This window comes from Tateyamaria sp. GN1-10, from assembly GCF_055693845.1.
In genome coordinates this window covers 129714-146440 of sequence record NZ_JBVFUR010000004.1, presented here as the reverse complement: position 1 = coordinate 146440, position 16727 = coordinate 129714, and the positions used below count along the sequence as shown (strand labels likewise).

At 61.2% G+C, this 16727-nt stretch carries 16 protein-coding genes; 9 read left to right on the top strand and 7 right to left on the bottom strand.

The genetic code is table 11. From position 1 onward, the window contains the following. Nucleotides 1–30 precede the first annotated feature (30 nt). From ACZ1HN_RS02625 to rbfA, 4 genes are all read right to left on the bottom strand, one after another. A complete protein-coding gene (locus ACZ1HN_RS02625; RefSeq protein WP_472726383.1) occupies nucleotides 31–534 on the bottom strand; it encodes a hypothetical protein in 504 nt (167 codons plus the stop codon). 173 nt (nucleotides 535–707) lie between these two features. After that, complete coding sequence (gene truB / locus ACZ1HN_RS02620) at nucleotides 708–1613, bottom strand: tRNA pseudouridine(55) synthase TruB (RefSeq protein WP_299202674.1); 906 nt, start codon at nucleotides 1611–1613, stop codon at nucleotides 708–710. 54 nt (nucleotides 1614–1667) lie between these two features. Then, nucleotides 1668–2405: a phosphodiester glycosidase family protein gene (locus tag ACZ1HN_RS02615; protein ID WP_472726382.1), complete on the bottom strand. Its 738-nt coding sequence runs from the start codon at nucleotides 2403–2405 to the stop codon at nucleotides 1668–1670. Next, a complete protein-coding gene (rbfA, locus tag ACZ1HN_RS02610; protein ID WP_299202668.1) occupies nucleotides 2402–2797 on the bottom strand; it encodes a 30S ribosome-binding factor RbfA in 396 nt (131 codons plus the stop codon). The genes ACZ1HN_RS02615 and rbfA overlap by 4 nt, the downstream gene beginning before the upstream one ends. Before the next feature lie 87 nt (nucleotides 2798–2884). Between rbfA and dapB the strand changes: the two genes are divergently transcribed. Both dapB and ACZ1HN_RS02600 read left to right on the top strand, forming a co-directional pair. Next, a complete protein-coding gene (gene dapB / locus ACZ1HN_RS02605; protein WP_472726381.1) occupies nucleotides 2885–3700 on the top strand; it encodes a 4-hydroxy-tetrahydrodipicolinate reductase in 816 nt (271 codons plus the stop codon). Nucleotides 3701–3801: 101 nt separating this feature from the next. Continuing rightward, nucleotides 3802–4155 (top strand): dihydrodipicolinate reductase, encoded by a 354-nt coding sequence (locus tag ACZ1HN_RS02600; protein ID WP_299202662.1) that lies wholly within the window; start codon nucleotides 3802–3804, stop codon nucleotides 4153–4155. A 6-nt stretch (nucleotides 4156–4161) separates the two neighbouring features. On the opposite strand, the gene ACZ1HN_RS02595 is transcribed toward ACZ1HN_RS02600, so the two are convergent. Beyond that, nucleotides 4162–4473 (bottom strand): DUF1674 domain-containing protein, encoded by a 312-nt coding sequence (locus ACZ1HN_RS02595; RefSeq protein ID WP_472726380.1) that lies wholly within the window; start codon nucleotides 4471–4473, stop codon nucleotides 4162–4164. A gap of 86 nt (nucleotides 4474–4559) precedes the next feature. On the opposite strand from ACZ1HN_RS02595, the gene ACZ1HN_RS02590 reads away from it, so the two are divergent. The 7 genes from ACZ1HN_RS02590 to ACZ1HN_RS02560 all read left to right on the top strand — a co-directional run bounded on the left by ACZ1HN_RS02590 (nucleotide 4560) and on the right by ACZ1HN_RS02560 (nucleotide 13080). Beyond that, nucleotides 4560–5846 carry an RsmB/NOP family class I SAM-dependent RNA methyltransferase gene (locus ACZ1HN_RS02590; protein WP_472726379.1) on the top strand — a complete coding sequence of 429 codons (1287 nt, stop codon included), beginning with the start codon at nucleotides 4560–4562 and terminating at the stop codon, nucleotides 5844–5846. A gap of 73 nt (nucleotides 5847–5919) precedes the next feature. Beyond that, a complete protein-coding gene (locus ACZ1HN_RS02585; protein ID WP_472726378.1) occupies nucleotides 5920–7665 on the top strand; it encodes a heparinase II/III family protein in 1746 nt (581 codons plus the stop codon). A 15-nt stretch (nucleotides 7666–7680) separates the two neighbouring features. Then, nucleotides 7681–9264, top strand: coding sequence for a bifunctional phosphoribosylaminoimidazolecarboxamide formyltransferase/IMP cyclohydrolase (purH, locus tag ACZ1HN_RS02580; protein WP_472726377.1), 1584 nt, complete (start codon nucleotides 7681–7683; stop codon nucleotides 9262–9264). A gap of 7 nt (nucleotides 9265–9271) precedes the next feature. Beyond that, nucleotides 9272–9748 carry a signal peptidase II gene (gene lspA, locus ACZ1HN_RS02575; RefSeq protein ID WP_299701101.1) on the top strand — a complete coding sequence of 159 codons (477 nt, stop codon included), beginning with the start codon at nucleotides 9272–9274 and terminating at the stop codon, nucleotides 9746–9748. 49 nt (nucleotides 9749–9797) lie between these two features. Then, on the top strand, nucleotides 9798–10319 hold the full coding sequence (locus ACZ1HN_RS02570) for a DUF3035 domain-containing protein (RefSeq protein WP_472726376.1): 522 nt from the start codon (nucleotides 9798–9800) through the stop codon (nucleotides 10317–10319). A 95-nt stretch (nucleotides 10320–10414) separates the two neighbouring features. Then, nucleotides 10415–11764 carry a M16 family metallopeptidase gene (locus ACZ1HN_RS02565; RefSeq protein WP_472726375.1) on the top strand — a complete coding sequence of 450 codons (1350 nt, stop codon included), beginning with the start codon at nucleotides 10415–10417 and terminating at the stop codon, nucleotides 11762–11764. Then, a complete protein-coding gene (locus tag ACZ1HN_RS02560) occupies nucleotides 11761–13080 on the top strand; it encodes a M16 family metallopeptidase (protein WP_472726374.1) in 1320 nt (439 codons plus the stop codon). The genes ACZ1HN_RS02565 and ACZ1HN_RS02560 overlap by 4 nt, the downstream gene beginning before the upstream one ends. Nucleotides 13081–13169: 89 nt before the next feature. Here the strand turns inward: ACZ1HN_RS02560 and ACZ1HN_RS02555 are convergent, their stop codons facing one another. After that, a complete protein-coding gene (locus tag ACZ1HN_RS02555; protein WP_472729262.1) occupies nucleotides 13170–15512 on the bottom strand; it encodes an aldehyde dehydrogenase family protein in 2343 nt (780 codons plus the stop codon). Nucleotides 15513–15584: 72 nt separating this feature from the next. Then, nucleotides 15585–16583, bottom strand: coding sequence for a deoxyribose-phosphate aldolase (gene deoC / locus ACZ1HN_RS02550; RefSeq protein WP_472726373.1), 999 nt, complete (start codon nucleotides 16581–16583; stop codon nucleotides 15585–15587). Nucleotides 16584–16727: the final 144 nt, after the last annotated feature.

Sequence of the window (16727 nt, the reverse complement as noted above, 5' to 3'; positions counted from 1 at the left end):
CGCCCCATCAATCGGTTTGTTCAGGTGTTCTTATTGAGCGGGTACGGCCACGGGTTTGGGGCGCAGGTCCAGGACAGCACCCTTGGCCTCCATGATGCTCGCGGCAACCAGAGCGTAGACGATATGGCCCCACAGAGCGACCCAGGTGATGCCAGTGAAGCCGAGGAACGGTTTGTTGCCGGTCACCAGGTGCGCCATGACGTAGAGCGCAAACACCCAAAGCGCGATGCCGTAGACCACGGCCGTGATCGACCAATGCAGGCGGGGCATGACGGCCAGCTGGATGGGACGGGCAATGACGAAATAACCAACGGCATAGAAGATCAGGCCAGTTAAGGCGTGCAACAGGTGTGCCGCGCCCGAGGGGTTTGCGCCAAAGATCGCCTTGAGCGATGCGCCCGCCAGTCCGACGGGAGCCAGTTTTGCATAGCCGAAGAGCGGGCTCAGCGCCTGGCCGAATGCGTCGAATGCGATGGTGGCGAATGCGCCAGCGGTCAGAACGGTGCCAACGGTGCGGAAGGTAATTTGGGTCATATCATCTCTCATCGGTTTTGGGCGTTTCAAACTTGATGAGGTAAATGTGGACTGAATAGTTCCTAATTCATAGAGCACTCACGCAGGGCTTACCTGGGGTCCGTAAATTGTAACAATTCTGCGGGATAACTGGTGGAATTCCTGACCAGAAAGTGCCGGTAGCGGACCGAGTGTTACAGGTTGAAGACCCGTGCGGGGTGCAATTCGCCTGCCTTGTAGCGCCCGACAGCAACCGGTTTGCCTTCAAAGGACGCCCAGCACTCTTCTCCGTATTCGACGTCCGCCGCCAGGACCATGCCGGGGTTGCCGTTGCGCAGCCGCGCGGCCCCTTCGGCTGTGGCCCGCAGTTCGGGCAGATCAGCCAGCCCTTCGGAAATGGGGCGCAGGTGCTCGTCCAATGCGGGTGTCTGCGCCATCTCTTCGATTTGGTCGAAGGTCAGGCCATCGGCGGCTTCGAACGGGCCGGACCAGATACGTCGCAATTCACGCACGTGACCGTAACATCCCAGCGCTTCCCCCAAATCGCGCGCGATTGAACGAACATAGCCACCTTTGCCGCACACCATCTCCAGCTCGACATGATCGGGATCGGGTCGGTCGGTCAGTACAAGTTCCTCGACCCATAGGGGGCGCGCCTCAATCTCGACATCCTCACCATCACGGGCGAGTTTGTAGGCGCGCTGGCCGTCGATCTTCACGGCGGAGAACTTGGGCGGAACCTGCATGATGTCCCCGACAAATGGACCAAGCGCATCTTTGACCTCGTCATCTGATGGGCGGGTGTCGGATTGCGCGATCACCTCTCCTTCGGCATCGTCAGTATTGGTGGCCTGTCCCAGCCTGACGGTAAAGCGGTACGCCTTGAGTGCGTCGGTAATGTAGGGGACCGTCTTGGTCGCTTCGCCCAAGGCGACGGCCAGAACGCCGGTGGCTTCGGGATCGAGGGTGCCCGCGTGCCCGGCCTTTTTGGCTTGCAGCGCCCATCGCACTTTGTTCACGACCGCAGTCGAGGTCAGGCCCGCAGGCTTGTCCACCACCAACCAACCGGAAATGTCGCGCCCTTTGCGTGAACGGCCCATGTCACCCTCGTTTTTGCGTGAGGGCTGCCGCCTATCGCAGGGCCGTGGCCCTTGTCAATTGCCGGTCTCGACCGTGCCGATGATGGGGCCGACGGCAAAGCCGAAATCGTCCCGGTTCAGGTCGGGTGCGTAGAGGCGCGAGATGTTGCCATCAAAGAAGAGCGCGTTGGGCAGTTTCAGGTGATCCCGGTACAGGCTGCCGAATTCGTAAAAAGTGACAGAGTTGTTCGAGATGGCAAAGATCGCCTTGGACCCGTCCGCCGTGGTGCCCACCCCGTTGCGGATAAAGCGCGAAGTGCTGTCAGGCAGAAAGCGCGGATGCAAGTTGCCATCGATCACCAGCATCGGCCCGGATTGCGTGGCAAAGGTGCAGTCGGGCGACTGATCCACATAGTCCAGTGTTTCGAACACGTCAGCCCGCCCGGGTCGCAGGCACAGGATGCCGTTGGGCAGCAATCCGAAATTGCCGGGGCCGGGGTTGGCGATCACACGCATGACCTCTTTCCCATTCTCGACATAGTGCCCCACCGGCGCGCGATCCTCGTGATACATGCCCGCGTTCATGCCGAAGCTGAGTGTTTCGCCATCTGATTGCAGGGCGCGGTCCACTGCGTTGAAGTGGCCGTATGGCGCGCCTCCGTCATTATACAGGAACAACCGCAGCTCTTCTTTGGCCGCATCGACCGTGCAGATGGTGTAGCTGTTGTCCTGATACCGGATGTCTTCGCAGGTCACGGCCCATGCGGGCAGCGCCCATGACAGCAGCACAAGTGCGGCTGCCCTTAGTATCATGCTTCGGTATCCCGCCGCACCGCATCCTGGTTCAGCATGCGCCGCGTGTCGTCCATCCGGTCAAACGTCTCGTCCAGTTGGAACCGCAGGTCAGGTGCAAATTTCAGGGCCAGTTTCTTGGACACCGCGCGCCGCAGCTCACCTTTGTTGCGTGCCAGCAGCTTCAGCACATCCTCTTGCCCTTGACCACCCAAGGGCAGGACATAGGCCGTCGCAATCTTGAGATCGGGAGAGGTCCGCACTTCGCCCACCGTGATGGACATGCGGTTGAGGTCGGGGTCATGCACGTCACCCCGCGCCAGCACCTCGGACAGGGTGCGGCGGATCAGTTCGCCCACGCGCAGTTGCCGTTGCGAAGGGCCGGGACCGTCATGAAACTTATTCTTTGCCATTTTCTCCATCTAAGACAGGCGCTGACCTTTGCCAAGCGCGGCGGGGCAAGCTAGTGAAGCGGGAAACCGCCAAAAGGGGTGAGGGACATGTCAGATTTGCCGGGTATCGTGATTGCGGGGGCATCGGGCCGGATGGGCCAAATGCTGATCAGCGCGGTGCTGAAGGATGACCGGATGCGTCTTGTCGGCGCGTTGGAGCGGCCCGGCCACGATTGGATCGGGCGCGATGTGGGCGAGGCGATGGGCCGTCAGCCCTTGGGCGTTACGGTCTACGACGATCCGTTGGAGCCGATGGCCAAGGCGCAGGCCGTGATCGATTTTACCGCACCCGAGGCGACCATTGCCCTGTCCAGGATTGCTGCACAGGCGCGTGCCGCACATATCATCGGTACCACGGGCATGAGCGACGATCAGATTGCGCAACTGGAACCCGCATCACGGCATTCGCCGATTGTGCGGGCGGGCAACATGAGCCTTGGCGTGAACCTCCTGGTGCAGCTGACGAAACAAGTGGCGGCGGCGCTGGACGAGGATTTCGATATCGAGGTGATCGAGGGGCACCACCATCACAAGGTCGATGCACCTTCGGGCACGGCGCTGATGCTGGGAGAGGCCGCCGCCAAGGGGCGTGGTGTGGATCTGGAGCAGGTGCGCGACGCCGCCCGTGACGGGATCACCGGTGCACGCAAGCGGGGCGATATTGGCTTTTCAGTCATTCGAGGCGGCGACATTGTGGGCGAGCACGAGGTTCTATTTGCCGGAGCGGGTGAGCGCATTGTGCTTAAGCATATGGCGACCGACCGCGCGCTGTTTGCCAAGGGCGCGCTGCGTGCCGCCTTTTGGGCACAGGACAGGGCGCCTGGGCAGTACGACATGCTCGATGTACTTGGAATGCGCGGATAAACGCCACCGGGCAGCCGTATTTTCAACGCCTGAGTGAACCAATTCACTTGATCATGCGTAAACGTTGGCAAAGGACGCCATCGCGTGAAGGTGCTTGTGATATGCGTATGATGATGCTTGCGGCGGGTGCCGCGCTTGCTACCGGGCCTGCTCTGGCTGATCTTGTGAAGGTCGATGATCAGCAGAGATTCGTGCAACTGGTGAATGGCAAGACGCTGACGCGTCCGTTTGTGAAGTTGAACGTGAAACCGGATGGTAAAATCGAAGGGCGCGGTGCGCGCTGGGATGTCGAGGGCACGTGGTCGTGGAAAGACGGATACTTCTGTCGAGACCTGTTCTGGGGTGGCGATGCCTTGGGCTACAATTGTCAGGAAGTACAGGCGACGGCTGACGGACGTATCAAGTTCACGTCCGACCGGGGTGCCGGTGACAGCGCGATGTTCCGGCTGCGCTGAGCGCGATCAGAAGTCGACCGCAATCCCTTTTTTCTCCCAATCCCCATAGCGGACGGGCTCCGGCCCGTCTCGGCCTCCCAACTCGGTTGGCAGATCCATGTTCTTGGCAGCCTTGCGTCGCTTCTCTGCCTCGGCCAGCGCGCGCTGGGCGGCGGGGGGCAAACCGGTATCTGTTTGCGGCGGCACTTCCACTGGCGTTTCCGGTGTAGGTGCGGGCGGGTCCGGTTGCGGCGCTTCGGTCGGCGCGGGGGCCGGTATCGGGTCTGGCGTCGATGGGATACCCGGCGGTGCGTCGGGGCGATTTGGGTCGTCTGACATCGTGGGTTCCTCTTGGATCATGCCCTTGATATACGCCCAACCTTCGGCGCCGCAAGCGGGTGCGACAGCAAGGATCGGGAACAGAGATGAGCGACAAACCCGCAAAAGATGGTGGCCTGCCCGCGCGCCGCAGCGCGATTTACCTGCTGGATCAGATCATTGGCGAGGGCAAGCTGTTGCCGGAGCTCATCGGGGCGGGCGCGTTAGATCGCCTCGAACCAGCGGACCGTGCCCGGGCGCAAAGGCTTGCCACCGAAACCTTACGTGGGATGGAACGCGCCGACCGCCTCCTGCAAAAACATCTTCAGAAATACCCACCGCTGACCGTTCGCAATGCACTGCGCGTCGGGACAATTGAGCTGTGCGCGGGCGAGGCCGCGCATGGGGTCGTCAACTCGATGGTGAATGTTGTTTCGCGCCACAAGCGCTATGGGCATCTTAAGGGTCTCGTGAATGCAGTCCTGCGCAAGGTGGCGGACAAGGGGCCAGAGCAATGGCCCGCCCTGCGCACCCCGCGCCTGCCCAAATGGCTGCGCGGCCCGCTGGTCGAGGCTTGGGGTGGTGAGGCTGTGTTGGCCATGGAAAGCGTGCAGTTCGAAGGCGCGCCGCTAGACTTGAGTGTGAAGGGCAACGCAGCGGATGTGGCCAAGGCCGTTGGTGGCAAGGTGCTGCCCACCGGATCAGTGCGGCTGATGGATGCGGGCCAGGTCTCGGCCCTGCCGGGGTTCACGGAAGGTCAATGGTGGGTGCAGGATGCTGCCGCTGCTATCCCGGCCCGCGTTCTGGATGCGCAGAAGGGCGAGGCGGTGCTGGACCTGTGCGCGGCCCCCGGCGGCAAGACACTGCAACTGGCTGCGAGGGGTGCTGATGTTACTGCGGTCGACATTTCCGAAGGGCGGATGGAGCGGGTGAAGCAAAACCTGGTGCGCACCAAGTTGTCGGCCACGACGCAGGTGGCGGACGCATTTGAGGTCACTGGGCAATACGACGCCATTTTGCTCGACGCGCCTTGTTCGGCCACAGGTACAATCCGTCGCCACCCTGATCTGCCCTTCGCCAAGGATGGGGCAGAATTTGGCGCGTTGATCGATCTGCAGGCGCGTATGCTGGATCATGCTGTCACCCTGCTCAAGCCGGGGGGACGTATGGTCTTCTGCACATGCTCGCTGCTTCCCGATGAAGGCGAGGTTCAGGTGGAAGAGGCCCTGGGCCGACATCCATCTCTGACCGTCGATCGGGACGCCTTGGACCGTCCGGGCATCGACCTGGCATGGATCACGGACGAGGGCGGATTGCGCCTGCGCCCTGACCATTGGGCGGATCAGGGCGGCATGGATGGCTTCTATGTCGCGTGCTTGCGCAAGACCGACTGACATCGCGTGACTTGCGCGTAGACACCCGCTAAAGTGCTGCTCAAAACGCCGTAGACGCGTAGAGGCAGAGAGCATGTCCACCCTGAGCGGGCTGACCGCACGAAAAACACGGTTCCTGAACCGTTGGCACGCACGCCGTGCAACCCAGGCCAAGGCGGTGACGGCTTTCGTGTCGTCCCCGGAGCCGCGCACCATCGGCAGCTTTGCCAAGGGGCGGCAGCTTGTGGCGGGGAACTACCTGTTCGCGGGCGCATTGATCGAAGCGAAAGGCATGATGATCTGGGAGATCAACGCCCCGGACCGCGCCTATCTTGACGAAATCCATGGCTTTGCCTGGTTGGATGACCTCGCTGCTGTGGGGGATGCATCGACCCGCGAATTGGGTCAGACGTGGTTGTGGGGGTGGATCGAACGGTTTGGCCGTGGGCGTGGACCGGGCTGGACCCCTGACCTGACGGGCCGCCGCCTGATCCGCTGGATCAACCACGCCCTGTTTTTGCTGCGCGGTCACGAAGTGCCGGCCACCGATGCGTTCTATCTTAGCCTCGCGCAGCAGACCCGCTTTCTGGCGAAGCGTTGGCAAGCTGCGGCGCCCGGCCTGCCGCGCTTCGAAGCGCTGACCGGGCTGATCTATGCAGGTCTGGCACTGGAGGGGATGGAGGATCTGACCCCGCCCGCTGTCGCGGCCCTGGCAAAGGAATGCAACGACCAGATTGACGAACAAGGCGGTTTGCCGACCCGCAATCCCGAAGAACTGCTTGAGGTTTTTACCCTGCTGACATGGGCCGTAGCCGCGTTGGAGGAAGCCGCGAAACCCGTGCCAGACACGTGCACCGCCGCCATCGAACGGATCGCCCCGACTTTGCGCACCTTGCGCCATTCCGATGGTGGCTTGGCCCGCTTCCACGGTGGCGGGCGTGGACAAGAAGGGTGGCTGGATCACGCGCTGGCGGCATCCGGCGTCAAGACGCGGCAGCCGGATGGATTGTCCATGGGATATGCGCGGCTGAGCTCGGGGCGGACAAGTGTGATCATTGATGCGTCGGCCCCTCCCAAGCCCGAGGCCGGGCACAATGCACATGCCTCCACCCTCGCCTTTGAAGTGACGTCTGGCCGACGTCCGATGATCGTGAATTGCGGATCCGGTGCGAGTTTCGGTGCCGATTGGCGCCGAGCAGGCCGCGCCACACCGTCGCATTCGGCGTTGTCGTTGGACGGGTATTCCAGCGCGCGTCTGGGCGATGCGGAACGGGCCACGGCTCGTGAAACGCTGATCGATGCGCCGATCCATGTTCCTATCGAAATCAATCACGCCCCTGATGGATTGCGCTTTCAGGGTGGACATGATGGCTATGTCCGGACCCATGGTCTGACCCACGCACGTCAGCTTGAATTGACATTTGATGGGCGGGGCATCGCCGGCGAAGACATGTTGCTGGCCATGGAAGATGGCGAAAAACGGTTATTTGACAAGGTGATGGACACCAAGAAACTGGCGGGTGTCCCGTTCGATATCCGCTTTCACCTGCATCCGGAGGTGCATGCCGAACTGGATATGGGTGGGTCTGCGGTGTCCATGGCGCTGAAGAGCGGAGAGCTATGGGTGTTCCGCCACGACGGCACCCGTGACCTGTCGCTGGAGCCGAGCGTGTACCTTGAGAAGGGGCGGCTCAAGCCTCGTGCCACGCAGCAGATCGTGCTGTCGGGGCGTGCGATGACATTTGCCACCCGTGTGCGCTGGTCCTTGTCCAAAGCGCAGGAAACTGCCATGGGCATCCGCGACCTAAGCCGGGATGAACCCGGCGAGGTATATGACTAAAGGAATGCTGCCAACATGACCGACCTGACCCTCGTCCGCCGTGCTTTGATCTCCGTGTCCGACAAGACCGGACTGGTCGACTTTGCTACCGCACTGGCCGGTCATGGGGTTGAGCTGTTAAGCACAGGCGGGACTGCCCGCACGCTGCGCGAGGCCGGGCTTGCGGTCAAGGATGTGAGCGAGGTCACTGGCTTTCCCGAGATGATGGACGGTCGAGTGAAGACCCTGCACCCGGTTGTGCATGGCGGTTTGCTGGCCTTGCGCGACAATGATGATCATGTCGCCTCGATGACCGAACACGGGATCGGTGCCATCGATCTGGTTGTCGTGAACCTGTACCCGTTTGAAGAAACCGTCGCCAAGGGCGCGGAATACGCCGAGGTGATCGAGAATATCGACATTGGTGGCCCGGCTATGATCCGCTCGGCGGCCAAGAACCATGGCTTTGTGAACATTGTTGTTGATGTCGAGGATTATGGCGTCGTGCTGGCTGAGATGGGTGAGAACGATGGGCGGACTACGTATTCCCTTCGTCAGCGCCTTGCCCAGACAGCCTATGCCCGCACTGCGGCCTATGACACGGCGGTCAGCACGTGGATGGCGGCACAGGTGGGCGAGACGCCGCGTCGCCGCACCTTTGGTGGGCAGTTGGTGCAGACCCTGCGCTATGGCGAAAACCCCCATCAGGCGGCAGCGTTTTATACTGATGGCTCCGCCCGCCCCGGGGTTGCAACGGCCACCCAACATCAAGGCAAAGAACTGTCCTATAACAACATCAATGACACGGATGCTGCGTTTGAGCTGGTCAGCGAGTTTGCGGGCCAAGGCCCCGCCTGCGCGATCATCAAGCATGCCAACCCTTGTGGGGTTGCGACTGGTGAGACGTTGAAAGAGGCCTATTGCCGCGCCTTTGATTGCGACCGCACGTCAGCCTTTGGTGGGATTATCGCGCTGAACCATGAACTGGACGCGGAAACCGCCAAGGAGATCACCGGTATCTTCACAGAAGTGGTAATCGCGCCAGGTGCAAGCGCCGAAGCGCGCGAGGTGTTCGCCGCCAAGAAAAACCTGCGCCTGCTGACGACAGACGGGTTGGCCGATGCCTCTGCCGCGGCGATTGCCGTCAAGCAAGTGTCGGGTGGCTTTCTGGTGCAAGACAAGGATGTGGGGCGGATCACCCGCGACGACCTGAAAGTCGTGACCAAACGCCAGCCTTCCGATCAGGAACTAAGTGATCTGCTATTTGCCTGGACCGTGGCCAAGCACGTGAAGTCCAACGCGATCATCTACGTCAAGGATGGCGCAACTGTGGGTGTTGGCGCCGGTCAGATGAGCAGGGTCGACAGCACGCGTATCGCCGCTCGCAAGGCGCAGGACATGGCCGAGGTGATGGGCCTGCCTGCACCGCTGACCCAAGGCTCGGTTGTCGCATCGGACGCATTCTTTCCCTTCGCCGATGGTTTGATCACTGCGGCAGAGGCCGGCGCTACCGCCCTGATCCAGCCCGGTGGATCAATGCGTGACGATGAGGTGATTGCCGCTGCGGATGAGGCCGGATTGGCAATGGTCTTTACGGGCATGCGGCATTTCCGGCATTGAGGTCTGAATGAAACTGCTCTGGATATCTGCGGCGATCGCCTTTCTGCTCGACCAAGCGTCGAAATACTGGGTGATCCACGTGTTGGGCGTGTCGCAATTCAAGCCCATTGATGTGCTGCCGCCGCTGCTGAACTTCCGGTACGGCGAAAACCGGGGGATCAATTTTGGCCTCTTCGGAGATGGCACCAGTGTTTGGGCTCTGATCGCCGTCGCGATCGTGATTTGCGTAGGCGTTTTGTGGTGGGTTTGGAAACATCCGCAAGGGCGGCTGGCCTACGCGAGTGCGGGTCTGCTGATCGGCGGGGCACTCGCCAATGTGCTGGACAGGTTGCTTTATGGCTTTGTTCTGGATTTCTTGAACATGTCGTGCTGCGGCATCAACAACCCGTTTGTGTTCAACGTGGCGGACATCTTTATCTTTGCGGGTGCCATCGGCCTTGTCTTCTTCGGCAGCGAAGGCGTAGCCCGGAAAAAGGGCGCGTGACAAGGTGGGCGAAGCTGCGATAAAGCTCGCTGACAAAGGGAGATTTCAGATGCGACTGATCGCATGTGCCATGATAGCCGTGACCTTCCTCGCTGCTTGCGAGAACAAGGGCCTGCGCCAGGTAACATCGCGTGGTGACGGTCCGGATGAATTTATTGTCGTACCGTCAAAGCCGCTGGAACAGCCAGAAAGCTTCTCGGCCTTGCCGCAACCGACACCCGGCGGGTTCAACCGGACAGATCAGCGCCCACTGGAAGACAGCGCGGCGGCACTGGGAGGGCAACGGTCCTCTCCAAATGCTCCGATTCCCGGCTCGGATGGAGCGCTGGTCAATCACGCGAGCCGCTTTGGCCGTGATGCCAATATCCGACCCACACTTGCGGCCGCAGATGCGGATTTTCGCAGGCGTCAATCGCGTCTGACCCAGATCCGGATTTTCCGCGAAGATGTTTATAACCGCGCTTACCGTCGCGAGGCGTTGGATCCGGCAAAGACGGCGCGGACCTTCCAAAGAGCGGGTATTCCAACACCTCTTGCGCCGCCGCCATCTGCCCGGCGTATTCTACCCTAAGCGCCTGTTCGCTCACAAACCTGCCAGTAGTGCTTGATCCGCGGGCGTGTGGCCGTATGTCTTGATCAAAGTAAACTGCCGAGGTTGTTTCCGACATGCTCCGATTGCGCGCCGCACTTGCCGGCCTTGCCCTGACTGTTTCGTCCTTTGCTGTGCACGCAGCACAGGAAGCGGTTACAACCTTTACCCTTGATAACGGGATGCAGGTGGTGGTGGTAGAAGACCACCGAGCACCGGTGTTGCAGCATATGGTCTGGTACAAGGCGGGCTCTGCAGATGAACCCGTTGGATCCTCCGGTGTCGCGCATTTCCTTGAACACCTGCTGTTCAAGGCGACCGACACGCTTGCCGATGGCGAACTGTCGGCCACAGTTGCGGCCAATGGCGGGACTGACAATGCGTTCACAAGCTATGACTACACCGCGTATTTCCAACGCGTGGCGGCGGACCGTCTGGAACTGATGATGCGGATGGAAGCTGATCGCATGCGCAACATTAACTTCACGCCCCAGAATGTCGCGACCGAACGCGATGTGATCCTGGAAGAGCGTAACCAGCGGACTGACAGCAATCCACGCGCTCTGTACTCGGAACAGATCAATGCCGCGCAATATCTCAACCATCGCTACGGCGTGCCGATTATTGGCTGGCGGCACGAGATGGAAGCATTGGATATGGATGACGCGCTGGGCTTCTACGACACGTACTACTATCCCAACAACGCGATCCTTGTGGTGTCTGGCGATGTAACACCGGAAGAGGTGCGTGAACTGGCGGACAAGTACTACGGCGTGATTCCGGCCAATCCTGACCTGCCTGAACGTGTCCGGTCCGAGGAGCCCCCGCAGACGGCGGAGCGCCGCCTGATCTACCGCGATGCCCGTGTAGGGCAGGAGTATGTCAGCCGCTCCTATCTGGCACCCGAACGCGACCCGGGAGATCAAGAAGCAGCAGCTGCGCTTACACTGCTGGCCGAAGTCTTAGGAGGTGGGCAGACAAGCTACATGACCGAAAAGCTGCAGTTCGAGCAGCAAAAGGCTGTGTTCTCCGGTGCATTCTATCGCGGGACCTCCCTCGACGACACGACCTTCGATGTTGTGATCGTACCGGTTCCCGGTCTTTCCCTCGAGGAGGCGGAGGCCGCCATGGACGAAACGCTTGCCCAGTTCCTTAAGGATGGCGTGGACAGCGCGCTGCTGGAACGCATCAAGTACCAGTTGCGCGCCAGCCAGATCTACGAGCGTGACAATGTCGACGGCATCGCCCGCAGATACGGGGCGGCCCTGTCCGTTGGGCTGACCGTCGAAGATGTGCAGGCGTGGCCTGACATCCTTCAAGCCGTGACAGAGGAAGATATCATGGAAGCCGCCCGCATGGTTCTGAACCGCAATGCATCCGTGACCGGTTGGCTGACCCGTCCGCTCTCCGATGAGGTGACACAATGATCCGAATTTTCGCAGCCCTGACCATTGCCCTGTTTGCCAGTCTGCCCGCTCGAGCCGAGGTGGACATCACCGAAGTTGTCAGCCCCGGCGGCGTCACCGCGTGGTTGGTGCAGGAACCGTCGATCCCGTTCATGGCGCTTGAGGTGCGGTTCCGTGGCGGCGCATCGCTGGATGCGCCGGACAAACGGGGGGCCGTTAACCTGATGACCGGCCTTCTGGAAGAGGGTGCCGCTGATCTGGATGCCCGGGCCTTTGCGCGCGAGTTGGAAGCTCTGGCCGCGTCCTTTGATTATGACGTGAGTGATGACAGTCTGGCGGTGTCGGCCCGCTTTCTGACCGACAATCGTGACGAAGCGGTCGAACTGCTACGTAAATCGATAATTGAACCCACATTCGGGCAAGAGGCGCTGGATCGCGTCCGGGAACAGGTACTCACGGGCCTGCGGTCCGATGCCCAGGATCCGAACGAGATTGCCCGCGCCGCCTTCAACAAGATGGCCTATGGCGACCATCCCTATGGCTCCAACTATCGCGGTACGACTGACAGCGTGACTGCGCTGACGCGCGAGGACATGATCGATGCACATCGTGCCGTCTTTGCCAAGGACAGGCTCTACGTTGGGGCTGTTGGCGATATCACGCCCGAAGAACTGGGTCCGCTCCTTGACGAATTGCTCGGCGCACTGCCGGACGAGGGCGCGCCGCAACCTGGCCCCGCAGATATCCTGATCGAGGGTGGAACAACCGTGGTGCCCTTCGACACGCCGCAATCTGTTGCCCTCTTTGGGCAGGCTGGAATCGAACAGGACGATCCTGATTTCTTTGCCGCGCGTGTCCTGAACCAGGTGATCGGGGCTGGTGGGTTCGAAAGCCGCCTGATGACCGAGGTGCGAGAGAAGCGCGGGCTGACCTATGGCGTCTATTCGTTCCTCGTGCCACAGGATCACGCCGCGACATATCAGGGGCAGGTCGCATCCGCGAATGATCGGATCGCCGAAGCTGTGTCAGTCATACGTGACGAGTGGGCCCGCGCCGCTGCCGAAGGTGTCACTGAGGACGAGTTGGAGGCCGCCAAACTCTATGTGACAGGCGCCTATCCTTTGCGATTTGACGGCAATGGACCTATTGCGCGAATCATGGTTGGCATGCAGATGCTTGGCCTTCCCATCGACTATATCGCGACCCGCAACGACAAGGTCGAGGCGGTGACTTTGGAGGATGTGAAGCGTGTGGCGGGCGAGTTGCTCGACCCCGATAGCCTGCATTTCGTCGTGGTGGGTCAGCCGGAAGGTCTGGAAACAACCGTCGCCAATTGAGTGCTGCGCACGCGCGACCTATTCCTGCTGACGAGGGGGCTGTCTGCTCCCTCGAACTCCCCTGATCGTACTTCCAGTCAGAAGAAGTCTTATTCGCCGTAGGGCACCCAGATGGTTTTGACCTCTGTGGCGGCCAGCAGGAACGCCTTGCCTTCACCGTCAGATCCCATCCAGTCGCGGGCCTTGCCGTGGTTCACCCACGTGCGTTTCAGGTTGCCAGCGGCTTCCCGTTCGATGGTCGCGGACAGGTCACTGCCCGAGAAGGACCAGACGGCATCGACATTCAGATGTTTCGCCATATGCGGTGCAAGCTCCTCATGCTTGCCGGTCAGGATGTTCACCACTCCCGCAGGGACGTCCGAGGTTTCGAGCACCTGATAGAAATCGGTTGCCGCCAGCGGGAAGGGCTGTGACGCGGCCAGCACCATGCGGTTGCCCATGGCAATGGCAGGGGCCATTAGAGAGACGAGGCCCAGAAGCGGTGCTTCGTCCGGGCACAGGGTTCCGATGATGCCCGTCGGTTCATTCATCGCGAGGGCGACGCCGCGGATCGGCACACCCTTGGCTGCGCCGTCATATTTGTCTGCCCAGGCCGCATAGGTGAACAGGCGTTGGATGCTTGCCTCGACCTCCTTGTCGCCAGAACGGCCGCCTTGCAGGGCGTTCAGGCGGTTTGCGAATTCGTCGCCTCGCGCTGCGAGGTTTTCGGCGATGTAGTACAGGATTTGCGCGCGCAAGTGGCCGGTGGTCTTGGCCCATCCTTTGGCGGCTGACGCCGCTTCGACTGCGTTGCGTACGTCCTTGCGGTTGGCAAGGCTGGACTGGCCGAGCAACGCGCCGTTCTTGCCGTAGACATTGCGGGAATAGCCGCCATCAGGACGGGCCTGTTTGCCCCCGATGTACAGTTTGGCGGTCCGGTCCAGCGGGTCGCTTGGGGTGTCCTCGCCCGTGAAGGCCGTAATCGACTTCAGCGCCTTGGGTGATCCCTTGGGCTTGGTATAGGCTTGTAGCCCTTCCCAGCCGCCTTCACGTCCAAAACCACTTTCGCGCACACCGCCAAAGCCTGCGGCCGCGTCAAAGAGGTTCGTGGCATTCACCCAGACAACGCCAGCCGCCAGTTTTGGCGCCACGTCGAGCGCGAGGTTGACGTTTTCGGTCCAAAGCGTTGCGGCCAGCCCATAGCGGGTGTTGTTGGCCAGCTCGACAGCCTCAGCTGGGGTGCGAAAGGTGGTTGAGACGAGGACAGGGCCGAAGATTTCTTCCTGCATCAGCGGGTCAGCGGTGTTCAGGCCGGTGATCAGGGTCGGTGGGTAGTAGCAGCCAGTTGCGGGTAGGGACGATGACGGCTGATAGACCTGTCCAGCAGTGTTGCTGCTGACCATCTTGCTGATCGTATCCAGCTGAACCGGGTCAACGACCGCGCCCACGTCGATGGATTTGTCGAGTGGATCGCCAATGCGCAGCTTGTCCATCCGGGCCCGCAGCTTGGCATAGAACGCCTCGGCCACGGGTTCGTGCACCAGCAGGCGTGAGCCAGCGCAGCAGACCTGTCCTTGGTTGAACCAGATGGCGTCGACCAGCCCTTCGACCGCCGAGTCGAGATCGGCATCGTCAAAGACGATGTAGGGGGATTTGCCCCCCAGTTCGAGCGTCAGTTCCTTGCCCGTACCAGCCGTCGCTTCGCGGATGCGGCGGCCCACGGCGGTGGAGCCTGTGAAGGCGAGCTTGTCCACGTCAGCATTCACGATCATCTCGCCCACCGCGCCGTCGCCGGTGACGATGTTGACCACGCCCTTCGGGACACCGGCCTGGCGGCAAATGTCTGCAAACAGCAGAGCAGTCAGCGATGTGTATTCGGCGGGTTTCAGAACAACCGTGTTCCCCATGGCGAGGGCAGGCGCGATTTTCCATGCCAACATCAACAGAGGGAAGTTCCATGGGATGATCTGGCCGCAGACGCCCAGTGCCTCGCGGTCGGGCAGTTCCGATTGCATCAATTGCGCCATGCCTGCGTGGTAGTAGAAATGGCGCTGGGCGAGGGGGATGTCGATGTCGCGGCTTTCACGGATGGGTTTGCCGTTGTCGAGGGTTTCGAGCACGGCAAAGAGACGGCTGTGTTTCTGCAAGAGCCGCGCAATGGCATAGAGGATGCGGGCACGTGCATGACCGCCCGACTTGGCCCACTTGGGCTGGGCCGCGCGCGCCGCTTTGACGGCTGTGTCCACGTCGGTCTGTGTGGCTTGTGACAAGGTGGCAAGCACCTCGCCAGTGGCGGGGTTCTTGCTTTCAAAGCCGTCCGAAGGATCGGTGAACTGGCCATTGATGAAATGGCCGAACCGTGCGCCTTGATCAACGATCCAGGCGAGGGCATCTCCGGCTGCTTCCGGTGCGGTGCCGTAATCCATGCTCTCGAAAATCTCTTTGACGGTCATCATGTCGTCCTTCGTCTCGATCCGGCTGCTGTTGTTCTGATAGACAACGATCCGGCATTCTGAAAATTCGGGCTACCCGATCGCGTGGCGGTAACCAGCGGAATAGGAACCGGTCAGGTGGTGTTCCAATTGGCGTTCGATGTCGCCCAGCAGCGAGGATGCGCCAAACCGGAACAGGTCCGGTTGCAACCAGCGGTCGCCCAACTCTTCCTTGATCAGCGACAGGTAAACGAGGGCGTCCTTGGCCTTGGAAATCCCGCCCGCCGGTTTGTACCCCACACGATAGCCGGTGTGTTCGTAATAGTCACGAATGGCCCGGATCATCACCAGAGTGACAGGCAAGGTGGCGTTCACGCTTTCCTTGCCTGTCGAGGTCTTGATGAAATCGGCCCCAGCCATCATGCAGACCAGCGATGCGCGGGCCACGTTGCGCAGGCTGCCCAATTCTCCGGTGGCGAGGATCGCTTTGACATGGGCGTCACCGCAGGCCTCCCGCATCTCCGCCATTTCGTCATAGAGAGCCTGCCAATTGCCTTCCAGCACGTGGCGGCGCGAGATGACGATATCGATCTCTTCTGCCCCTACCGCGACGCTTTCTCGGATTTCCTGAATGCGCAGGTGGAAGGGGGACAGGCCCGCCGGGAAGCCAGTAGAGACAGCTGCCACGGGAATGCCGGAGCCTTTCAAGGCTGTCACAGCGGCAGGGATCATCTCGTGATAGACACAGACGGCACCCGTGGTCAGACCGGGCATACCGAGGGCGTCCAGCATCTCGGCCCGGACTGGCTGGCGCGCCTTAGCGCAGAGCCGGTGCACACGCTGTTCCGTGTCGTCGCCGGACAGCGTGGTCAGGTCGATACAGCTGATCGCCTTGAGCAGCCACGCGGCCTGATGGTCTTTCTTGATCGACCGGCGTCCGGGCAGCGTCGCACAGCGCCGTTCGATGGCCGAGGTGTTGGCCTGCACGCGCGCGACCCAATCCAGATCCAGCTTCATGCCGGGATTGCGCGGTTCGGTGACCTGCGGCAGGTGGGTCGTGGCGGTGGTGTCTGTGGTCGTGGTGGTCTGCATCTTCGTGATCCTTCCGGACGGCGACAGAGTCCCGAAGTGGCATGACCGGGCGGTTTTGGCAACCACCACCCCTCTGCACAAGCTCTGCACAAATGGGCGCGGTTGATCTGCACTATTGCCTGCAAGGTTGCTCTCAAAGCAAGT

Excerpts from the sequence above, each read along its gene's own strand:
- ACZ1HN_RS02625 (WP_472726383.1), bottom strand. The coding sequence starts at position 534 with ATGACCCAAATTACCTTCCGCACCGTTGGCACCGTTCTGACCGCTGGC.
- truB (WP_299202674.1), bottom strand. The coding sequence starts at position 1,613 with ATGGGCCGTTCACGCAAAGGGCGCGACATTTCCGGTTGGTTGGTGGTG.
- ACZ1HN_RS02615 (WP_472726382.1), bottom strand. The coding sequence starts at position 2,405 with ATGATACTAAGGGCAGCCGCACTTGTGCTGCTGTCATGGGCGCTGCCC.
- rbfA (WP_299202668.1), bottom strand. The coding sequence starts at position 2,797 with ATGGCAAAGAATAAGTTTCATGACGGTCCCGGCCCTTCGCAACGGCAA.
- dapB (WP_472726381.1), top strand. The coding sequence starts at position 2,885 with ATGTCAGATTTGCCGGGTATCGTGATTGCGGGGGCATCGGGCCGGATG.
- ACZ1HN_RS02600 (WP_299202662.1), top strand. The coding sequence starts at position 3,802 with ATGCGTATGATGATGCTTGCGGCGGGTGCCGCGCTTGCTACCGGGCCT.
- ACZ1HN_RS02595 (WP_472726380.1), bottom strand. The coding sequence starts at position 4,473 with ATGTCAGACGACCCAAATCGCCCCGACGCACCGCCGGGTATCCCATCG.
- ACZ1HN_RS02590 (WP_472726379.1), top strand. The coding sequence starts at position 4,560 with ATGAGCGACAAACCCGCAAAAGATGGTGGCCTGCCCGCGCGCCGCAGC.
- ACZ1HN_RS02585 (WP_472726378.1), top strand. The coding sequence starts at position 5,920 with ATGTCCACCCTGAGCGGGCTGACCGCACGAAAAACACGGTTCCTGAAC.
- purH (WP_472726377.1), top strand. The coding sequence starts at position 7,681 with ATGACCGACCTGACCCTCGTCCGCCGTGCTTTGATCTCCGTGTCCGAC.
- lspA (WP_299701101.1), top strand. The coding sequence starts at position 9,272 with ATGAAACTGCTCTGGATATCTGCGGCGATCGCCTTTCTGCTCGACCAA.
- ACZ1HN_RS02570 (WP_472726376.1), top strand. The coding sequence starts at position 9,798 with ATGCGACTGATCGCATGTGCCATGATAGCCGTGACCTTCCTCGCTGCT.
- ACZ1HN_RS02565 (WP_472726375.1), top strand. The coding sequence starts at position 10,415 with ATGCTCCGATTGCGCGCCGCACTTGCCGGCCTTGCCCTGACTGTTTCG.
- ACZ1HN_RS02560 (WP_472726374.1), top strand. The coding sequence starts at position 11,761 with ATGATCCGAATTTTCGCAGCCCTGACCATTGCCCTGTTTGCCAGTCTG.
- ACZ1HN_RS02555 (WP_472729262.1), bottom strand. The coding sequence starts at position 15,512 with ATGACCGTCAAAGAGATTTTCGAGAGCATGGATTACGGCACCGCACCG.
- deoC (WP_472726373.1), bottom strand. The coding sequence starts at position 16,583 with ATGCAGACCACCACGACCACAGACACCACCGCCACGACCCACCTGCCG.